Origin of the sequence: Streptomyces sp. NBC_00663, assembly GCF_036226885.1 — a bacterium.
Lineage (GTDB): Bacteria > Actinomycetota > Actinomycetes > Streptomycetales > Streptomycetaceae > Streptomyces.
Window position 1 is genome coordinate 722,045 of sequence record NZ_CP109027.1, and the last position, 17,559, is coordinate 739,603.

General features: G+C 72.2%; 15 protein-coding genes. 8 read left to right on the forward strand and 7 right to left on the reverse strand.

The annotated features are described in order from the left end of the window. Both OG866_RS03395 and OG866_RS03400 read right to left on the reverse strand, forming a co-directional pair. Nucleotides 1–1,725, reverse strand: a complete 1,725-nt coding sequence (locus OG866_RS03395; RefSeq protein ID WP_329331854.1) for a sensor histidine kinase — start codon at nt 1,723–1,725, stop codon at nt 1–3. A 116-nt stretch (nt 1,726–1,841) separates the two neighbouring features. Further along, complete coding sequence (locus tag OG866_RS03400; RefSeq protein ID WP_329331855.1) at nt 1,842–2,537, reverse strand: response regulator transcription factor; 696 nt, start codon at nt 2,535–2,537, stop codon at nt 1,842–1,844. Nucleotides 2,538–2,715: 178 nt separating this feature from the next. Here OG866_RS03400 and OG866_RS03405 point away from each other — a divergent pair, with 178 nt between their 5' ends. Further along, nucleotides 2,716–3,144, forward strand: a complete 429-nt coding sequence (locus tag OG866_RS03405) for a pyridoxamine 5'-phosphate oxidase family protein (RefSeq protein WP_329331856.1) — start codon at nt 2,716–2,718, stop codon at nt 3,142–3,144. A gap of 67 nt (nt 3,145–3,211) precedes the next feature. On the opposite strand, the gene OG866_RS03410 is transcribed toward OG866_RS03405, so the two are convergent. Further along, nucleotides 3,212–3,838 carry a hypothetical protein gene (locus tag OG866_RS03410; protein WP_329331857.1) on the reverse strand — a complete coding sequence of 209 codons (627 nt, stop codon included), beginning with the start codon at nt 3,836–3,838 and terminating at the stop codon, nt 3,212–3,214. A gap of 197 nt (nt 3,839–4,035) precedes the next feature. Beyond that, nucleotides 4,036–4,734, reverse strand: coding sequence for a pyridoxamine 5'-phosphate oxidase family protein (locus tag OG866_RS03415; RefSeq protein WP_329331858.1), 699 nt, complete (start codon nt 4,732–4,734; stop codon nt 4,036–4,038). A gap of 286 nt (nt 4,735–5,020) precedes the next feature. Here OG866_RS03415 and OG866_RS03420 point away from each other — a divergent pair, with 286 nt between their 5' ends. Next, nucleotides 5,021–5,413, forward strand: coding sequence for an STAS domain-containing protein (locus tag OG866_RS03420; RefSeq protein WP_329331859.1), 393 nt, complete (start codon nt 5,021–5,023; stop codon nt 5,411–5,413). Nucleotides 5,414–5,425: 12 nt separating this feature from the next. Here the strand turns inward: OG866_RS03420 and OG866_RS03425 are convergent, their stop codons facing one another. After that, on the reverse strand, nt 5,426–6,427 hold the full coding sequence (locus OG866_RS03425) for an Acg family FMN-binding oxidoreductase (protein WP_329331860.1): 1,002 nt from the start codon (nt 6,425–6,427) through the stop codon (nt 5,426–5,428). A gap of 291 nt (nt 6,428–6,718) precedes the next feature. On the opposite strand from OG866_RS03425, the gene OG866_RS03430 reads away from it, so the two are divergent. The 6 genes from OG866_RS03430 (at nt 6,719) to OG866_RS03455 (ending at nt 13,620) form a co-directional block, all read left to right on the forward strand. Beyond that, on the forward strand, nt 6,719–7,303 hold the full coding sequence (locus tag OG866_RS03430) for an Rv1733c family protein (RefSeq protein WP_329331861.1): 585 nt from the start codon (nt 6,719–6,721) through the stop codon (nt 7,301–7,303). 84 nt (nt 7,304–7,387) lie between these two features. Next, a complete protein-coding gene (locus tag OG866_RS03435) occupies nt 7,388–8,071 on the forward strand; it encodes a class I SAM-dependent DNA methyltransferase (RefSeq protein WP_329331862.1) in 684 nt (227 codons plus the stop codon). Nucleotides 8,072–8,123: 52 nt separating this feature from the next. Then, nucleotides 8,124–9,926: a SpoIIE family protein phosphatase gene (locus tag OG866_RS03440; protein ID WP_329331863.1), complete on the forward strand. Its 1,803-nt coding sequence runs from the start codon at nt 8,124–8,126 to the stop codon at nt 9,924–9,926. 123 nt (nt 9,927–10,049) lie between these two features. After that, nucleotides 10,050–10,922: a formyltetrahydrofolate deformylase gene (purU, locus tag OG866_RS03445; RefSeq protein WP_329331864.1), complete on the forward strand. Its 873-nt coding sequence runs from the start codon at nt 10,050–10,052 to the stop codon at nt 10,920–10,922. Between the two features lie 55 nt (nt 10,923–10,977). Next, nucleotides 10,978–12,240, forward strand: a complete 1,263-nt coding sequence (gene glyA / locus OG866_RS03450; protein ID WP_329331865.1) for a serine hydroxymethyltransferase — start codon at nt 10,978–10,980, stop codon at nt 12,238–12,240. Between the two features lie 12 nt (nt 12,241–12,252). Further along, a complete protein-coding gene (locus OG866_RS03455) occupies nt 12,253–13,620 on the forward strand; it encodes an L-serine ammonia-lyase (protein WP_329331866.1) in 1,368 nt (455 codons plus the stop codon). 70 nt (nt 13,621–13,690) lie between these two features. Here the strand turns inward: OG866_RS03455 and OG866_RS03460 are convergent, their stop codons facing one another. Next, the gene (locus OG866_RS03460) at nt 13,691–14,296 is read right to left on the reverse strand and encodes a sarcosine oxidase subunit gamma (RefSeq protein WP_329331867.1); all 606 of its coding nucleotides are present in this window, start codon (nt 14,294–14,296) and stop codon (nt 13,691–13,693) included. After that, the gene (locus OG866_RS03465; protein WP_329331868.1) at nt 14,289–17,555 is read right to left on the reverse strand and encodes a sarcosine oxidase subunit alpha family protein; all 3,267 of its coding nucleotides are present in this window, start codon (nt 17,553–17,555) and stop codon (nt 14,289–14,291) included. The genes OG866_RS03460 and OG866_RS03465 overlap by 8 nt, the downstream gene beginning before the upstream one ends. Nucleotides 17,556–17,559 lie beyond the last annotated feature (4 nt).

Consider the following 17,559-nt stretch of genomic DNA (forward strand, 5'->3'; position numbering starts at 1 on the left):
CTACGCGTCCTGGACGGGGACCCGCCACACGAGCGTCGTACCGCCACCGGACGGCGAGGCCGACTCCAGTTCCCCGCCGAGTTGTTCGGCGCGTTCGGCCATGTTGCGCAGGCCGCTGCGGCGGCCCCCGGGCGGGATGCCCACGCCGTCGTCGGAGACCGTCAGCCGCAGAGCGCGGCCGTCCGTCTCCAGGACCACGTCGGCGCGCGTCGCCCGCGCGTGCCGGGCGATGTTGGTCAGGGCTTCGGAGAGGACGGCCACCGCGTGTTCGGCGACGTCCTTCGGCACATGGGTGTCCAGCAGGCCTTCCATGCGCACGCTCGGCGCGAAGCCCAGCACCGGTGCCGCCTCCCCGACGACCCGCACCACGCGGGCCCGCAGTCCGGAGCCTGGGGTGTCCTCGCGCGAGCGCAGACCGAAGATGGTCGACCTGATGATCTTGATGGTCTCGTCCAGGTCGTCCACCGCCCGCGCCACCCGCTTCGACGCCTCCTCGTGGTCGATGAAGCGGCCCGCGCTCTGCAGGGTCATGCCGGTGGCGAAGAGCCGCTGGATAGCCAGGTCGTGCAGGTCCCGGGCGATCCGGTCACGGTCCTGGAGGACGGCGATCTGGGCGGCGTCCCGCCGGCGGTCCGCCAGCTCCATGGCGACCGCGGCCTGCGCGGCGAACGCCTGGAGCGGCTCGATCTCCTGCCCGGAGTACACGGTGTGCCCGGCCTCCCGCACCAGCAGGACGACACCTCGGACACCCTCCCCCGTACCGATGGGCACGGCGACCGCGGGCCCGAGCCCGGCGACGCCCGACGGAACAGCCGACATCCACGCGTCCCGTGAGACCTCGGCGACGGTGGCGGGCACACCGCTGGAGAAGGCCCGGCCGATCAGCCCGTCGTCCGCGGGCGCCAGCAGGCCGCGGTAGGCGTCGGCGCCCTCCCCGAGGGCCAGCTCCGTCGCCAGCGAGCCGGTGCCCTCCACCGGAACCGCGACCAGCGCGAGCACGGCGGTGGTGATCTCCCGGGCCCGTTCGGCGATCACCCGCAGGACCTCGCCGCGCTCGCTGCCGGACATCACACTGTGCGTGATCTCGGCGGTGGCCCGCAGCCAGCGCTCGCGCAGCCGGGACTCCTCGTACAGGCGGGCGTTGTCGATGGCCACGCCGGCGGCGACGGCGAGGGTCGACAGCACTGCCTCGTCCTCCTCGTCGAACTGCGCCCCGCCCCGCTTCTCCGTCAGATACAGGTTGCCGAAGACCTGGTCACGCACCCGGATCGGGACGCCGAGGAAGGTGTTCATGGGCGGGTGATGGGCCGGGAAGCCGTACGAGGCGGGATGCTCGGAGAGCTTCGCCAGCAGCAGCGGCTCGGGATGCGTGATCAGCTCACCGAGGATGCCGTGCCCCTCCGGATAGGGGCCGATCCGGGCGATCTGCTCCGCGCTGACACCGACGGTGTGGAACGCCGAGAGCCGCTTGCCGTCCGAACCGATCACACCCAGCGCCGCGTACCGCGCGTCCACCAGCACCGCCGCGGCCTCCACGATGCTGCGCAGCGCCTGCTCCAGATCGAGCTCCCGGCCGACCGAGAGCACCGCCTCCAGCAGGCTGTGCACCCGGTCGCGAGTACCGCGGGCCGCGTCGAGACGCGCCTGCAACTCCTCCAGCAGCTCGTCCAGCCTCAGCTGCGGCAGCCGCACCCGGGCCGTCGAGAACTCCTCGGAGCTTCCCACCTGCGATCCTCCAGCCCCGTACGCCCTGCGGCGGCCGACCGTGCCACCTTCCTGCCACGGTATCGGCCCGCCGAACCCAGCGGTACGCAAGCCCGGGAGCCCGCGGTGCCCCCTGTTCAGCGGCCTTCCTGGCGGAGCCGGTCCTGGGCCTGGGTGGCGATGACGGCGGCCTGGATACGGCGTTCCACGCCCAGCTTGGCCAACAGCCGGGAGATGTGGTTCTTGACGGTCTTCTCCGCGAGATACAGCCGCTGCCCGATCTGCCGGTTGGTGAGACCCTCGCCGATCAGGGCCAGGATCTCCCGTTCCCGGTCCGTCAGACCCGGCAGTGCCTCGGGCTCCTCCTCCTGCTTCTGTCCCTCGCGCAGCCGGGTCATCAGCTTGGTGGTGGCGCTCGGGTCGAGCAGCGACTGGCCCGCGGCGACCGTGCGCACCGCGGACACCAGGTCGGAGCCCCGGATCTGCTTGAGGACGTATCCGGACGCCCCGGCCATGATCGAGTCCAGCAGGGCCTCCTCGTCGTCGAAGGAGGTCAGCATCAGACAGACCAGCTCGGGCATGCCGGAGCGCAGTTCCCGGCAGACGGTCACGCCGTCGCCGTCCGGGAGGCGTACGTCGAGGACGGCGACCTGGGGACGCAGGGCGGGGACCCGCACCAGGGCCTGCTCCACGGTGCCGGCCTCGCCGACGACGGTGATGTCCGGTTCGTCGTCGAGCAGGTCGCGCACCCCTCGTCGTACCACCTCATGGTCGTCCAGCAGGAAGACCCTGATCAGGTCCTCGGGGCCGGGCTGCTCAGCGCCGTCCGCCATCGAACGCTCCTCGTCACGTGTGTCATCGGCTTCTGTCTCAGATCCTTCACGTCCTCGGGCCCAAAGACCAGGGCCATCCGGCCCTAGCCGCCGCGGAGCACGGGGCGTTCCATCGGATCTGTCCCCCACCCTCCGGCGGATCGCACAGTCGGCGCCGCGGCCCCTTTGGAAGACCTTCATGACGATCAAAAGGGAACTGGACAGTTCCGAAGCCCTGAGACTGCTCGGCGGGGTGTCCCTGGGCCGGGTCGTCTTCACACGTCACGCGCTGCCGCAGATCCGCCCCGTCAACCATGTCGTGGACGGCGGCGACATCGTCATCCGCACCCACGAGGGCGCGGCCCTGACCTCGCACACCCGCCAGGGGGACGGCGAGGGAGTGGTGGTCGCGTACGAGGCGGACGTCATCGACCCCGACACCCACCTCGGCTGGAGCGTCGTCGTCACGGGGTACGCGCATCTGGTGACCGACCCGCGGGAGCTGGCCCGGTACCGGACGCTGCTGCGGCCCTGGGTGGAGCAGACGATGGACTACGCGGTCCGGATCCGCCCCGACCTGGTGACCGGGGTCCTGCTCACCGCGGCGGACGCCGTCCCGGAATCCTGAGCACCGCACGGTCGGGGCCCCGCCGCGTCAGTGCGGCGGGGCCCCGGTCGTGGGCGGGCTGATCGGTTCACATCAGCCAGCGGTTCCGGCTGACCAGGGGCATCCGCGCCCAAGCCTTGCCCAGCCCCCAGGTGGCGCCGGCGCCCGCGGCGGCGAGGGCGATCAGGACCATGGCGTAGACGAGGTGGTAGTCGGCGAACGGGTTGGTCGACATGCTGACCGAACCGTCCGAGAGGTGCTTGGCCGGCGGCCACTCCGCGATCCACATCAGCGCCATCATCGCCGTACCCGCGAGGGCGGCGAGCCGCAGACCGATCCCCGCGATCAGCGCGAGGCCGACGCCGAGGAGACCGAGCATGAACAGCCAGTCCGCCCAGCCGGCTCCGGCCCAGTCGTGGAAGGTGGACTCCATCGGGCCGGCGGCGACCCCGCTCAGGAAGCCCTTGGTGGGCGAGCCGCCGTCGATCCAGCCCTTGCCGGACGGGGTGGCGTAGCCGAAGCCGAAGGTCTTGTCGAGGAACGCCCACAGGAAGACGAACCCGGTCAGGATGCGGAGCACGGCCAGGACATACGGGCTGGTCGCCGTCGCCGTCGTGGCAGCGCTCGCCTCGGTCGAGGAGCTCGCCGTCCCGCTCCTGCGCAGGGACGGGAAACGGAATCCCGGGTGACGGTGCGGGTGATCGTGAACGGCCATGGTGTTCATCCCTTCCAGGGGTGACGCTCGGGCACTCGACGACTGTCGTCGCACCATCAATGTCCCGCTGCGCGGGCCGCGTCCGGAGGGGCTGCGAGGCCCGGCGTGGGGGGCCGAACGTCCTTGTCCGCAGGGCCCGTTCAGAACCGCACGGGCCAACTCGGGTCGGGGGACGGCAGGCAGGGGGCGGAGTACGGTCAGACGCCGAACGCCGAGACCTCGCGGAGCTCACGGCCGGTGATCTCGTCGGCGTCGACACACACCCACAGCTCGCGCCGGCCGCCCGCCCAGGGGGCGCTGTACGCCCGTTGCGTCAGCCGGCGGACGGTGTCGGGGTCCTCAGCGTGCCGGGCCCGGCCGCGGACGAGCACGCTCCAGCCCCGGCTCATGGCCTCGTCGATGTGGTCGACCTCGAAGGCGACCCGCCGGCCCAGGGCCTCGGAGGGGGTGGCGGCGGGTGTCGTCCGGAAGACGATCGTGCCGTCGACGACGGTGTAGTTGACCGGCAGAACCGTCGGTCCGTCGGCCGTGCTCACCGCGAGGCGGCCCACTCCGTGCGTGCCCAGACGGCGGCGGCACTCCGCGTCGCCGAGGGCCACCAGTTCGGTACGGCGAGCCGCCTGTTCCCGGCCCGGCGGAGCCTCGGCCTCGCCGCCGGTGAGGGCGGTCATGCCGGTCTCCAGCGCGCCCGCGAGGCGGAGCAGGGCGCTCCGGCCCGGGATCGCCGCGGAGGACTCCTCCAGGTACCTGAGGTAGGAGCAGGACATGCCCGCCCGGTCGGCCGTGTCGGCTCGGGTGAGCCCGAGTTCCTCGCGGCGTCGGACGAGGCGTCGTCCCAGATCGCCTCCGGGGCGCTCGGTGCGAGCCGCCGTGACGGATGATGTCGTGTCGGCCACGACCACTCACCTCCTGCTGGTACCGGGCCGCCGGAGCGGCCCGGGGCGGACCGGGTCCTTGCCGCCGGTCCCCCTCGCGTCCCCCCTGCGATGCCTCAGGTCCAGCATCGGCCCGGGCGGTCCGTCCGCGCTTGGGCCGGTCGGCCCTCGTCGCCCGGCGACCCGGTTCTGCCTGTCGGCCGAGAGAGGCGCGCCGGACGCATGCGGCACACCGGCCCCGATCAGCGTCTTGAACAGGGCCGTCCGACCCTTCCCCTGGTACTGGCGCACGGGGTTGTCTCTGACCATGTTCAAGGACCACGAGGAGTCCACGCCCTGCCGCACGGAACGTCTCGACGACGGCACGACCGTGGTGGAGCTGCGTGGTGAGATCGACCTGTGCACGGGGCCGCCCCTGTCGGCCCGCCTCGACGCCCTGACCGCCGCCCCGTTCCCCGACCTGGTCCTGGACCTGCGTCAGGTGTCCTTCGTCGACTGCGGCGGACTGCGCGCCCTGTGCCGGGCGCGCAACCGGGTCCTCGCCCGCGGCGGCCGACTCCGCCTGGTCACCGAGAGCGCCCGGCTGCTGGGCATTCTGCGGTACGTGGATCTGGGCGGCGTCTTCGAGACAGTGCCCCACCCGCCCGAAACCGCCCTCCGCGTGCACCGACCGGCCACTGTCCCCGTCACCGTCGGCTGACGTCACCGCCGGCTAACGCGGCGGCACCTGTGTGTCGAGCACGGCGTGCGGGTCGCGCCAGGGAGTGAGCGGGCCCGCGGGGCCGTAACCGACGCGGATCAGCATCTGTGCGTGTCCGCCGTGATCGGGGTCGGGGCTCAGGGCACGGCGCAGGTCGGGCCACTCCATCGGCTGGTGGAGCAGCGACGCGCGCAGCCCGTGGACGGTGGCGACCAGCAGGGCGTGTTCGAGCGCCTGTCCGGCGCGCAGCCAGTCGGTACGGCGGTCGTGGCTCGTCGTGAGAAGGCCGACGACCGGTTCCGTCTCGAAGTCCTGGGCGGGCAGCCGCTCCGCATGCCGCTGCGCGGTGAAGTCCCGCATGGGGATGCGTTCCCGGCGGTCCTGCGGGCCGAGCGCGGACCACGGCAGACCGGTCCGCGTCGGGGAGTCCGGGCCCTGGTGCACCCAACGGCGGCTCTCCACGCCACGCTCGCCGTCCGCGCGGTTGCGGAACTCGGCTTCCCCGGCCACCCGGAGCAGACGCGCGGTCTCGTCGGCCGCGGGGAAGCCGAGAAGGGCGCCCTCCAGGTGGGCGGCGTCAGCGAGTTCGGCGAGGGCGTGGCGCGGCAGCGGCCGTGCGGAGAAGGGGAAGCGGCTGCTGTGGCGGCGCCACAGGGCCGGGAAGAGATCACCGCGGTGGCCGGTGGCGTGTCCGCTGCGGCAGCCGCCCAGGCGGACGGTGGCCAGCAGGCCGGGGTCCTCCGGGTCCGGCAGCAGCCGTACGAACGGGGACCAGCCGAAGTGGGCGGCGGCGACACGGAGGTTGAAGACGCAGGCGCCCACCGACAGATGGAGGGCGCGGCCGACGGGATCGGTGTGGCGCAGCGCGCGGTCCACCGCCGAGCGCACCTCGAAGGCCGGGGCCTCGGGGTCCAGACGGAACCGCCACGGCTGGGTGTTGTGGATCGAGGGCGCGGCCACGGCCGCGGCGACGCAGGCTTCCAGGGTCGCGGCGTCGAGAGGCGTCGATCGCATGGTCTCCTCCTTCCGCACGAACGCGGTTCTTACGAGGGTGGGCCTGCCCCCGGGTGAGGGGACGGGGCCGTTGGTCCCTCGTGCACGGCCCTTCGGCGGGCGTGCGGTGCCGCGCTCGGCGCCGAGGGCGTCCGGAGCATTCCGGCGGTGCACGGCCGCGGGCTCAACGGCCCCTCGGGCGGCCCGGATCGGGCCCGAAGAGCCCGGCGGTGCCGTCCGGTCGGCCCCTGCCGCCATGTGCGACCTCATGTCACCTTCCTGGCAACGGCATACGGAGGGAAGGTGCGACCGATGCGCGGCGACAGGCGTACCAAGCGATGGCTGTGGCGGTTCAGGAGCAACCCGCTGCGTCGACATGACGACGTTCTGGAGGCGTGGCTCGTCCTGGCCGTCCTGCTCCTCGTGGCGGTGGGAGGAACCCTCGCGGGCGTCGTGACCGCCCGTGCCGCCGACGACACCTTCGCCGGGCAGCGCGCCGACCGCGCCCCCGTCCGAGCGGTGCTCCTCGCCGACGCGCCCCGAACGACCGGCGCGAAGGGCGGAGTGTACGGCGGCCGCACCACGACGAAGGTCCGCTGGACGACCCCGGACGGCTCCCGCCGCACCGGCAGCACCCTGGTGGACGCCGGGCAGGAGGCCGGGGCGGCGGTCACTGTCTGGACGAACCGGCAGGGTGAGCTCACCACCCGGCCACCGGGCCCGAGCGACGCGGCCGTCGAGGCGGGCTTCCTGGGCGCGGGGGCCGCCCTCGCCCTCAGCGGCCTCGTGATCGGCGCCGGAGCGGTCGTGCGGTGCCGGCTCGACCGGCGCCGGGTCGCGGGGTGGGGCAGGGAATGGGACCTGGTCGGGCCGGAGTGGGGCCACAGGACGAGCTGACCGGGCAGCGCAGCTGTCCAGGCCGCATCCCCATCGGTGTAACTATGAAAAAATCGCACATAACGGCATCGAAGGAGAACTCCTGTGAGCAGCCCCGCCGACAAGTCCGGCTACGGGAACATCCCTCTCGACCGCACGGGTCAGGCCGCGGCCTTCGACGCCCTCGGTGAGCGTTACGACGAGGCCTTCCCGCACAAGGAGGGGCAGGTCGCGGCGGCCGAATGGCTGATCCGGTCGCTGCCGACCGGGTCCCGCGCGCTCGACCTGGGGTGCGGCACGGGCATTCCGACCGCTCTCCAGCTGGCGGAGGCGGGCTTCGAGGTCGTCGGTGTGGATCTGTCGGACGGGATGGTGGCACTGGCACGCAAGCATGTGCCCGCCGGGGAGTTCCATCAGGCGGACATCGCCGACCTGCGACCCGGCGGCCCGCTGGATCTCGGCCGTTTCGAGGCGGTGGCGGCCTTCTTCTCGCTGCTGATGCTGCCGCGCGCGGAGATCCCCCTGGCTCTGCGGACCGTCCACCACCTGCTGGTGCCTGGCGGCCTGTTCGCGCTGTCGATGGTGGAGGCCGACGTCGACGACTTCTCCATCCCGTTCGTCGGGGAGAGCATCCGGGTCTCCGGCTACCTCAGGGAGGAGCTGCGCGAGGTGGTCGAGACGGCGGGCTTCGAGATCGTCGACGAGTCCTCGTTCACCTACGCCCCGGCCTCCGCGGACGTCCAGCCCGAGGTGCAGATCTTCCTGCGCTGCCGACGGCGGCACGCCTGACGACCCTGACGCGCCCGCCCCGGCGCGGGCGCGCACGGCAGGAAGGACACGCATGACCAAGCGCCTCGGGACCGGCAAGCGCACCGGCAGAAAAGCGGCCGGTGCGCAGGGGCGCGGCGCGCCCGCCCGCCGGCCGACGCGCTCCGGCCCGGCGTCCGTCCCCGGTGACCGCGCCGACGAGACGGGCCCGGCCCAGCCACAGACGGACCGGCTCCGGTACCTCGACGCGGCGACCCGGCGTATCGCCCGTGGCATGGACCTCGACGAGACCCTGTCCGAGCTGTGCCGGGCGGCCGTCCCCGCCTTCGCCGACACGGCGCTCGTTCATCTGTACGACCCGCTGCCGGTGGGCGACGAGACCACTCCCGTCCCCGGCGTCCTGCGGCTGCACACCATGGAGCAGACTTCCCCGCAGGCCCTGGACTCCGCGGCCGAGGCCGTGCACCCGGCCGTGGGCGGTCCGCTGGCCACACGGCTGAGGGACGGCCGGCCCGTCTTCGGTGACGTGCCGAACGCGGCCGCCACGGTGGCCGAGCTGCTGGGCCCGGCGAACGTCCGCACGACGCCACCGCCCGGACGGCGCCTGATCCTCGCCCCGCTGCACGGGCGCAGCCACGTCCTCGGCAGCGTCGTCCTCCTGCGCGGCACCGGCCGGCCCGCCTTCACCGACGACGATCTGCTGGTCGCCTCCCAGCTCGCCACCCACACCGCGCTCGGCATCGACAAGGCGATGCTGTACGCCCGTGAGGCGTCCGTCGCCGACACGCTCCAGCGCACCATGCTCCCGCCGTCGCTCCCCGAGCCGCCCGGCGTCCGGCTGGCCAGCCGCTATCTGCCGGCCTCGCGGACCGCGCAGGTGGGCGGCGACTGGTACGACACGATCCCGCTGCCGGGCAACCGGGTCGCGCTGGTGATCGGCGACGTGATGGGCCACTCCATGACGTCCGCCGCGATCATGGGGCAGCTGCGCACCACCGTGCAGACCCTCGCCCTGCTCGACCTGCCGCCCGACGAGGTGCTCCACCACCTCGACGAACAGGCCGAACGCCTCGGCACCGAGCACACCGCGACCTGTCTGTACGCCCTCTACGACCCCGTCCTCCAGCGACTGCTGGTGTCCAACGCCGGCCATCTGCCGCCGGTGCTGCTGCGCCCCGACGGCACCGGCGAAATCCTGTCGGTCCCGCCCGGGCCGCCGATCGGTGTGGGCGGCGGCAGCTTCGAGTCCACCGAGATCCACGCCCCGGCCGGGGCGACGCTGCTGCTCTACACCGACGGCCTGGTCGAGTCCCGCGCCTCCGACGTGCTGACCGGCATCGAGGACCTGCGTGCCCGGCTCCGTACGGCCGCCGCCCAGGCCACTCCCCCGGCGCTGGAGACACTCTGTGACGCGGCCCTCGGCGCGCTGGGCACGGGCGACCGGGACGACGACGTCGCACTGCTCGCCGCCCGGTTCGAGGGGATCCTGCCGGAGACCGTCGCGTACTGGTACATGGCACCGCGACCACAGACCGCCGGCCAGGCCCGCAGGCTGACCCGCAGGACGCTGCACCGCTGGGGGCTCGACTCCCTGATCGAGTCCACCGAGCTCATGGTCAGCGAGGTGGTGGCGAACGCCGTGCGCTTCGCGTCCCGCCCGATCACCCTGCGCCTGCTGTGCACGGACGTCCTGCGCTGCGAGGTCGGGGACGACTCGCCGGTGGTGCCGAGGATGCGGCACGCCCGGTTGAGCGACGAGGGCGGGCGGGGACTGTTCCTGGTCGACCAGCTGTCCGAGCGCTGGGGCGCGACCCGGCTGAGCACCGGCAAAGTCGTCTGGTTCGAACAGTCGTTGCACGACAGCGTTGCTCATTGAGCAGAGTTTTTCTCATCGCACAACACAACCGGGGCGGCGACGCCCTTGACCAGACCCCCTCACGCTTGGACCATGTTGCGTATCGCTCGCACTGTTGCTCATGACGCACTGCTGGAGGATGCCATGCCCCCTCGCCCCCACCCCGGCCGCGAGTTCGTCCTCACCCTCTCCTGTCCCGACCAGGCCGGACTGGTCCACGCCGTCAGCGGCTTCCTCGTCACCCACTCCGGAAACATCCTGGAGAGCAGGCAGTTCGACGACAGGCGCCAGGGGCGCTTCTTCATGCGCGTGCACTTCGACGTCTCCGACCCGAAGGCCTCGGTGGAGTGGCTGAGCGCCGACTTCACGCCGGTGGCCGAGGCGTACGGCATCGACTGGCGGCTGTGCGACGCCCACGCCCCGACCCGCGCGCTCATCATGGTCTCCAAGTTCGGGCACTGCCTGAACGACCTGCTGTTCCGCAAGCGGGCCGGCTCGCTCAACATCGAGATCCCGGCGATCGTCTCCAACCACCGCGAATTCGAGGGCCTGGCCGAGAGTTACGGCATCCCCTTCCACCACGTCCCGGTGACCAAGGACACCAAGCCCGAGGCCGAGGCCCGACTCCTCGAACTCGTCCGCGAGTTGGACATCGACCTGGTGGTCCTGGCCCGCTACATGCAGATCCTCTCCGACGACCTCTGCAAGCAGCTCGAAGGCCGGGCCATCAACATCCACCACTCCTTCCTGCCCAGCTTCAAGGGCGCCCGGCCCTACCTCCAGGCCTACCAACGGGGCGTCAAGCTCGTCGGCGCCACGGCCCACTACGTCACACCGGACCTGGACGAAGGGCCCATCATCGAGCAGGACGTCGTCCGCGTGGACCACTCCCGCGACCCCGACGAACTCGTGACCATCGGTCAGGACGTCGAGGCCCAGGTCCTGGCGCGCGCCGTGCAGTGGCACAGCCAGAGCCGCGTGCTGCTCAACGGCCACCACACGGTGGTCTTCCGCTGAGGGCCCGCTTCTCCCGCACTGATCACCCGTCCGCGACAGCCTTGGGAAGCCGCAGATGACCGTCCTCAACACGCCCCTGCACGAGCTGGACCCGGAGATCGCCGCCGCGGTCGATGCCGAGCTGAACCGTCAGCAGTCCACCCTGGAGATGATCGCCTCGGAGAACTTCGCTCCGCTCGCGGTCATGGAGGCCCAGGGCTCGGTCCTGACCAACAAGTACGCCGAGGGCTACCCCGGCCGCCGCTACTACGGCGGCTGCGAACACGTCGACGTCGCCGAGCAGATCGCCATCGACCGGATCAAGGACCTGTTCGGCGCCGAGTACGCCAACGTCCAGCCCCACTCCGGCGCCTCCGCCAACCAGGCCGCCCTCTTCGCCCTCGCCTCCCCCGGCGACACCATCCTGGGCCTGGACCTCGCCCACGGCGGCCACCTCACCCACGGCATGCGCCTGAACTTCTCCGGCAAGCAGTTCAACGTCGTCGCCTACCACGTCGACGACGCCGGCCTGGTCGACATGGCCGAGGTCGAACGCCTCGCCAAGGAACACCGCCCCAAGGTGATCATCGCCGGCTGGTCCGCCTACCCGCGCCAGCTCGACTTCGCCGAGTTCCGCCGGATCGCCGACGAGGTCGAGGCCTACCTGTGGGTCGACATGGCCCACTTCGCCGGCCTGGTCGCCGCCGGACTGCACCCCAACCCCGTCGAGCACGCCGACGTGGTCACCTCCACCACCCACAAGACCCTGGGCGGCCCCCGCGGCGGCATCATCCTCGCCAAGCAGGCCTTCGCCAAGAAGCTGAACTCCTCCGTCTTCCCCGGCTTCCAGGGCGGCCCGCTGGAGCACGTGATCGCCGCCAAGGCGGTCTCCTTCAAGGTCGCCGCGAGCGAGGAGTTCAAGGAGCGCCAGAGGCGTACCGTGGAGGGTGCGCACATCCTCGCCGAGCGCCTGACGGCCGCCGACGCCCGCGAGGCCGGGGTCAACGTGCTCTCCGGCGGCACCGACGTGCACCTGATCCTGGTGGACCTGCGCGCGTCCGAGCTGGACGGCCAGCAGGCCGAGGACCGTCTCCACGAGGTCGGCATCACGGTCAACCGCAACGCCGTCCCCAACGACCCGCGCCCCCCGATGGTGACCTCGGGCCTGCGGATCGGCACCCCCGCCCTGGCCACCCGCGGCTTCACCACCGAGGACTTCACCGAGGTCGCCGACGTGATCGCGGAGGCGCTGAAGCCGTCGTACGACGTCGAAAGCCTCAAAACCCGGGTCAGGGCGCTTGCCGACAAGCACCCGCTCTATCCCGGCCTGACGTCCTGACGGAGCTGCCTGATGGCCATCTCGGTCTTCGACCTCTTCTCGGTCGGCATCGGACCTTCGAGTTCACACACCGTGGGTCCGATGAGGGCGGCCCGTACCTTCGTCGTCCGCCTCGACGAAGACGGCCTGCTCGCCCGAACCGCCTCGGTTCACGCCGAGTTGTACGGCTCCCTGGGCGCGACCGGCCATGGCCACGGCACACCGAAGGCGGTGCTGCTGGGCCTGGAGGGCCACGAGCCGCACACCGTCGACATCGTCCGGGCCGACCAGGACGTCGAACGGATCAAGAGCGGCGGACGGCTGTCTCTGCTGGGTGAGCGGGAGATCGCGTTCTCCTACGACGACGATCTGGTCCTGCACCGCCGCAAGACGCTCCCGTACCACGCCAACGGCATGACGCTGTGGGCGTTCGACGCCGACGGCACCGAACTCCTCTCCAAGACCTACTACTCGGTGGGCGGCGGCTTCGTCGTCGACGAGGACGCGGTCGGCGCGGACCGCATCAAGCTCGACGACACGGTCCTCAAATACCCCTTCCGTACCGGCGACGAACTCCTGCGCCTGACCAAGGAGACCGGCCTGTCGATCTCCGCGCTCATGCTGGAGAACGAACACGCCTGGCGCACCGAAGACGAGATCCGCTCCGGACTCATCGACATCTGGCGCGTCATGCAGGCCTGCGTGACGCGCGGCATGACCCGTGAAGGCATCCTGCCGGGCGGACTCAGGGTCAAACGCCGCGCCGCCGTCACGGCACGCCAACTCCGCGCGGAGGGCGACCCGCTGGCGCACGCCATGGAGTGGATCACCCTCTACGCCATGGCCGTCAACGAGGAGAACGCCGCCGGCGGCCGGGTCGTGACCGCCCCGACGAACGGCGCGGCCGGCATCATCCCCGCCGTCCTGCACTACTACATCAACTTCGTCCCCGGAGCCGACGAGGACGGCGTGGTCCGCTTCCTGCTGGCCGCCGGCGCGATCGGCATGCTCTTCAAGGAGAACGCCTCCATCTCCGGCGCCGAGGTCGGCTGCCAGGGCGAGGTGGGCTCCGCCTGCTCCATGGCGGCGGGCGCGCTGGCCGAAGTCCTCGGCGGCTCCCCCGAACAAGTCGAGAACGCCGCCGAGATCGGCATGGAACACAACCTCGGCCTCACCTGCGACCCCGTCGGCGGACTCGTCCAGATCCCCTGCATCGAACGCAACGGAATGGCCGCCGTCAAAGCCGTCACCGCCGCCCGCATGGCCATGCGCGGCGACGGCTCCCACAAGGTCTCCCTCGACAAGGTCATCAAGACCATGAAGGAAACCGGCGCCGACATGAGCGTCAAATACAAGGAGACCGCCCGCGGCGGACTCGCGGTGAACATCATCGAGTGCTGAACGGACGGCGCTGTGGCAACGGCCCGGTCCGCGGGGTTGGCGAACTCCGCGGGCCGGGCCGTATCGGTGGTCAGACGTATTCCGTCGCCGCGTCGAGCAGCCAGTCCGCCAGATAGCCGGCGAAGGACGAGCGGACCAACACCCAGAACCCGGCCCGGGGTTCGCCCCGGGCGACCAGGACGACCTGGGTGCGGCCGAGGGTCGTCTGGGCACAGCGTCCGGCACCGAAGGCGCGGGGGTGGAGGTCCAGCGCGCAGCCGTGGGCCAGGAGGTCACGGGCGCGGGGGCCGGTGACCAGGAGCGTGGTGCGCTGGGCGGAGACGTCGATGACGGAGACGGGTTCGTCGCCCGCGGCCTCCCGGATGCCGCTCTCCAGGTCCCGGGCGGCGCCGGGAGGGGCGACCAGCAACCATTCGTCCGGGCCCAGCCAGAGCGCGGTCAACTCCCCCGCGCGGACCACGGTGTTGGGCTGAAGGGGCAGTTGGAGGTCGAGGGCGAGGCCCACGGCCTCCGCCGCCGCGCCCTTGGCGTCGAGACGTACGTTCAGCTGGGTCAGGAAGGGGAGTTCGGCCAGCCGTATCGCACCGCCGGACGTCCGGGTCGCGGCGGCGAAGCGGTCCGCGGCGGGCGCCAGCGGGCTGCGGAGCGGGGCGGCGGTCAGGGTGGTCTCAGCCATCGCGGCGGGCTCCTTCGGGGTCGTAGAGGACGGGGCTCGCGACGGTCACCGGGACCAGCCGGTCGCCGACGGGGGCGTACAGGCGCTCGCCGATGCGGTCCCGGCCGCCCTTGATCAGGGCGAGTGCGAAGGTCCGGCCGAGGGCGGCACTGCGGTAGCTGCTGGTGACGTGGCCGAGCATCGGGACCGGCGGGGCCGGGAGCACGCTGTCGACGATCAGGTGGGTGCCTTCCGGGAGGAAGGTCCCCGGGTCCTCGGGGAGCAGACCGACCAGGTGTTTGCGGTCGGAGCGGACCGTGTCGGCGCGGGCGAAGGAGCGCTTGCCGATGAAGTCGGGCTTCTTCTTCGAGACGGCCCAACTCATGCCCAGATCCTGGGGGGTGACGGTGCCGTCGGTGTCCTGGCCGATGATCGGGTAGCCCTTCTCGGCGCGCAGGACGTGCATCGTCTCGGTGCCGTAGGGGGTGATCCCGTACGGGGCGCCGGCCTCGTACAGGGCCTCCCAGAGGGCGCGGGCCGCCCAGGGCGACACGTTGATCTCGTAGGCGAGTTCGCCGGAGAAGCTGATCCGGCACACCCGTGCCTCGATGCCGGCGACGGTCGTCTCCCGCCAGGCCATGAACGGGAAGTCGTCGTTGGCCACGGCCAGTTGAGGCGCGAGCGAGCCGAGGACCGCGCGGGACTTCGGGCCGACCAGAGCGACGGTGGCCCACTGTTCGGTGACGGACGTGCAGTGGACCTTCAGCTCCGGCCACTCCGTCTGGAGCCACTCCTCCATCCAGTCCAGTACGGCGGCGGCGTTGCCGGTCGTGGTGGTGACCAGGAAGCGGTCCTGGTCGACGCGGATGACGGTGCCGTCGTCGAAGACCATGCCGTCCGGGCGGCACATGACGCCGTAGCGGATCATGCCGACCTTCAGGGTGCTCATCATGTTGGTGTAGAGCAGGTCGAGGAAGGTGCCGGCGTCCGGGCCCTGGACGTCGATCTTGCCGAGGGTGGAGGCGTCCATGAAGCCGACGCTGTCGCGGGTGGCGGCGCACTCGCGCAGGACGGCGGCCTCCATGTCCTCGCCGTCCTGGGGGTAGTACCAGGGGCGCTTCCACTGGCCGACGTTCTCGAAGAGGGCCCCGTGCTCGACGTGCCACTCGTGCAGGGCCGTGGTGCGGACCGGGTCGCTCAGGGCGCCCCGGTCGCGGCCGGCGAGGGCGGCGAAGGAGACCGGCGTGTAGGGCGGTCGGAAGGTGGTCGTGCCGAGCACCGACAGGTCCACGCCGAGGAGTTCGGCGACGACACCGCTCGCGAGGACGCCCGAGGTCTTGCCCTGGTCGTTGGCGGTGCCCGCGGTCGTGTAGCGCTTGGTGTGCTCGACGGAGCGCATGCCGGCGCCGGTCGCGCGGGTCAGGTCGTCCACGGTGACGTCGCGCTGGAGGTCGACGAAGCGGGGGGCGCCTTCGCGGCCGGGGACGGTGAAGACCTGCATGGCCGGTGTCGGCTGCGGCCGCGCGGCCGGTTCCGGCAGGCTCGGCGGCTGCGGGGTGTATCCCTCCGCCTCGATGGCGCGGGCGCCCGCCGCCGCGCCCTGGGCGAGGACGCGGGCGACGTCGAACACGCCGCCCGCGCCGCCCGCGACCTCGACGGCCTGGCGGCAGGCGTCCGGGACGAACGTGCCGAGTTCGGCGTCGTGGCGGAGCCTGCCGCCCGCCTGGCTGTAGAGGTGCGCGACCGGGTTCCAGCCGCCGGAGACGAGGAGCAGGTCGGCGGCGAACTCGCGTCGGCCGGTGGTCTCGCCGTACGGGGCGACGGCCACCGTGGTCAGGCGGGGGTCGCCTTCCGTGCCGGTGACGGCGTGGCCGGGCAGGACCTCGATGCCGGCCGCCCTCGCGCGCTCGGCCCACTCCCCCGGTTCGGGGCGGGTGTCGACGATCGCCGTGACGTCGACGCCGGCCGCGGTGAGGTCCAGGGCGGCGGCGTAGGCGCTGTCGTTGGACGTGAACACCACCGCGTGACGCCCGGGCAGGACGCCGTAGCGGTTGGCGTAGGCGCGGGCCGAGGCGGCCAGCATCACGCCGGGGCGGTCGTTGTCCGCGAAGGCCAGGGAGCGTTCGTGGGCGCCGGTGGCGAGGACGACCCGGCGGGCGCGGATGCGCCAGACGCGCTCGCGGGAGACGTCGGCGGGGGCGGCGGCGCCGAGGTGGTTCGTGCGGCGTTCCACGGCGAGGAGGTGGTTGTCGTCGTAGTAGCCGAAGACGGTGGTGCGGCGCAGGACGCGGACGTCGGGGGCCGCGTCGAGTGCTTCGGCGGTTCGCGCGACCCAGTCGAGGTGCTCGGCGGTGTTCAGGAGGCTGCCGCCGGGTTCGGGCTGGTCGTCGGCGAGGATGACGCGGGCGCCGGTGCGGGCGGCGGCGGTTGCCGCGGCGAGGCCGGCGGGGCCCGCGCCGACGATCAGGAGGTCGCAGTGGGCGTGTACGGCGTCGTAGCGGGCCGGGTCGGGTTCTGTGGCGAGGCGGCCCTGGCCGGGGAGGCTGGTGGCGACGAGGCCGTCGTAGAGCTCGATGGCCGGGGCGGGGAGCATCGGTTCGGGGAACGGGGCCTCTATCTGGACGACCGCGTTGGGTTCTTCGACGCCGGCCGAGAAGATGCCTCGGGGGCGGCCGAGTTTGATGCTGGTTCCGGCCTCGATGACGCCGTTGGCGAGGAGGGCGGAGGCGAGGGTGTCGCCTTGTTTGGCCTGGTATTCGGTGCCGTCGAAGGTGAAGGTGAGGGTGGTCGTGCGGTCGATTCGGCCGCGGGTGGGGTGGCGGAAAGGCGGGTTCTCGCCCCCGCCGCCCCTACCCGTCCCATCCACCAGGGGCGCCGCCCCTTCGACCCCGCTGGGGGCTGCGCCCCCAGACCCCCGCTTCGGCCCCGAAAGGGCCTCGTCCTCAAACGCCGGACGGGCTGAGAGATGCGGGCCGGTGTCGAGAGGTACCGCAGGACTCGGTTCGACAGGTGCCGGGCGTTGTTCTCCCGCCCGGTACACCGTCAGCACCTCGTTCGTCGACGTGTCGCGGATCGCGTTGAACCAGCGGCGGCAGCCCGCGGCGTGGGTCCAGCGTTCGGCGAAGGGGCCCTTCGGGTTGTCGCGGAAGAAGAGGTAGCGGGCCCATTCCTCGTCGGAGAGGGAGGCGGGGGTCTCCGGGTAGGGGACGTGGGCCTGGCCGCCGTAGTGGAACTCGGCCTCGTCGCGCGGTCCGCACCACGGGCAGGGGATGAGCAGCATGTCG

Excerpts from the sequence above, each read along its gene's own strand:
- OG866_RS03420 (WP_329331859.1), top strand. The coding sequence starts at position 5,021 with ATGTTCAAGGACCACGAGGAGTCCACGCCCTGCCGCACGGAACGTCTC.
- OG866_RS03405 (WP_329331856.1), top strand. The coding sequence starts at position 2,716 with ATGACGATCAAAAGGGAACTGGACAGTTCCGAAGCCCTGAGACTGCTC.
- OG866_RS03460 (WP_329331867.1), bottom strand. The coding sequence starts at position 14,296 with ATGGCTGAGACCACCCTGACCGCCGCCCCGCTCCGCAGCCCGCTGGCG.
- glyA (WP_329331865.1), top strand. The coding sequence starts at position 10,978 with ATGACCGTCCTCAACACGCCCCTGCACGAGCTGGACCCGGAGATCGCC.
- OG866_RS03410 (WP_329331857.1), bottom strand. The coding sequence starts at position 3,838 with ATGGCCGTTCACGATCACCCGCACCGTCACCCGGGATTCCGTTTCCCG.
- OG866_RS03440 (WP_329331863.1), top strand. The coding sequence starts at position 8,124 with ATGACCAAGCGCCTCGGGACCGGCAAGCGCACCGGCAGAAAAGCGGCC.
- OG866_RS03430 (WP_329331861.1), top strand. The coding sequence starts at position 6,719 with ATGCGCGGCGACAGGCGTACCAAGCGATGGCTGTGGCGGTTCAGGAGC.
- OG866_RS03425 (WP_329331860.1), bottom strand. The coding sequence starts at position 6,427 with ATGCGATCGACGCCTCTCGACGCCGCGACCCTGGAAGCCTGCGTCGCC.
- OG866_RS03400 (WP_329331855.1), bottom strand. The coding sequence starts at position 2,537 with ATGGCGGACGGCGCTGAGCAGCCCGGCCCCGAGGACCTGATCAGGGTC.
- purU (WP_329331864.1), top strand. The coding sequence starts at position 10,050 with ATGCCCCCTCGCCCCCACCCCGGCCGCGAGTTCGTCCTCACCCTCTCC.
- OG866_RS03465 (WP_329331868.1), bottom strand. The coding sequence starts at position 17,555 with ATGCTGCTCATCCCCTGCCCGTGGTGCGGACCGCGCGACGAGGCCGAG.
- OG866_RS03455 (WP_329331866.1), top strand. The coding sequence starts at position 12,253 with ATGGCCATCTCGGTCTTCGACCTCTTCTCGGTCGGCATCGGACCTTCG.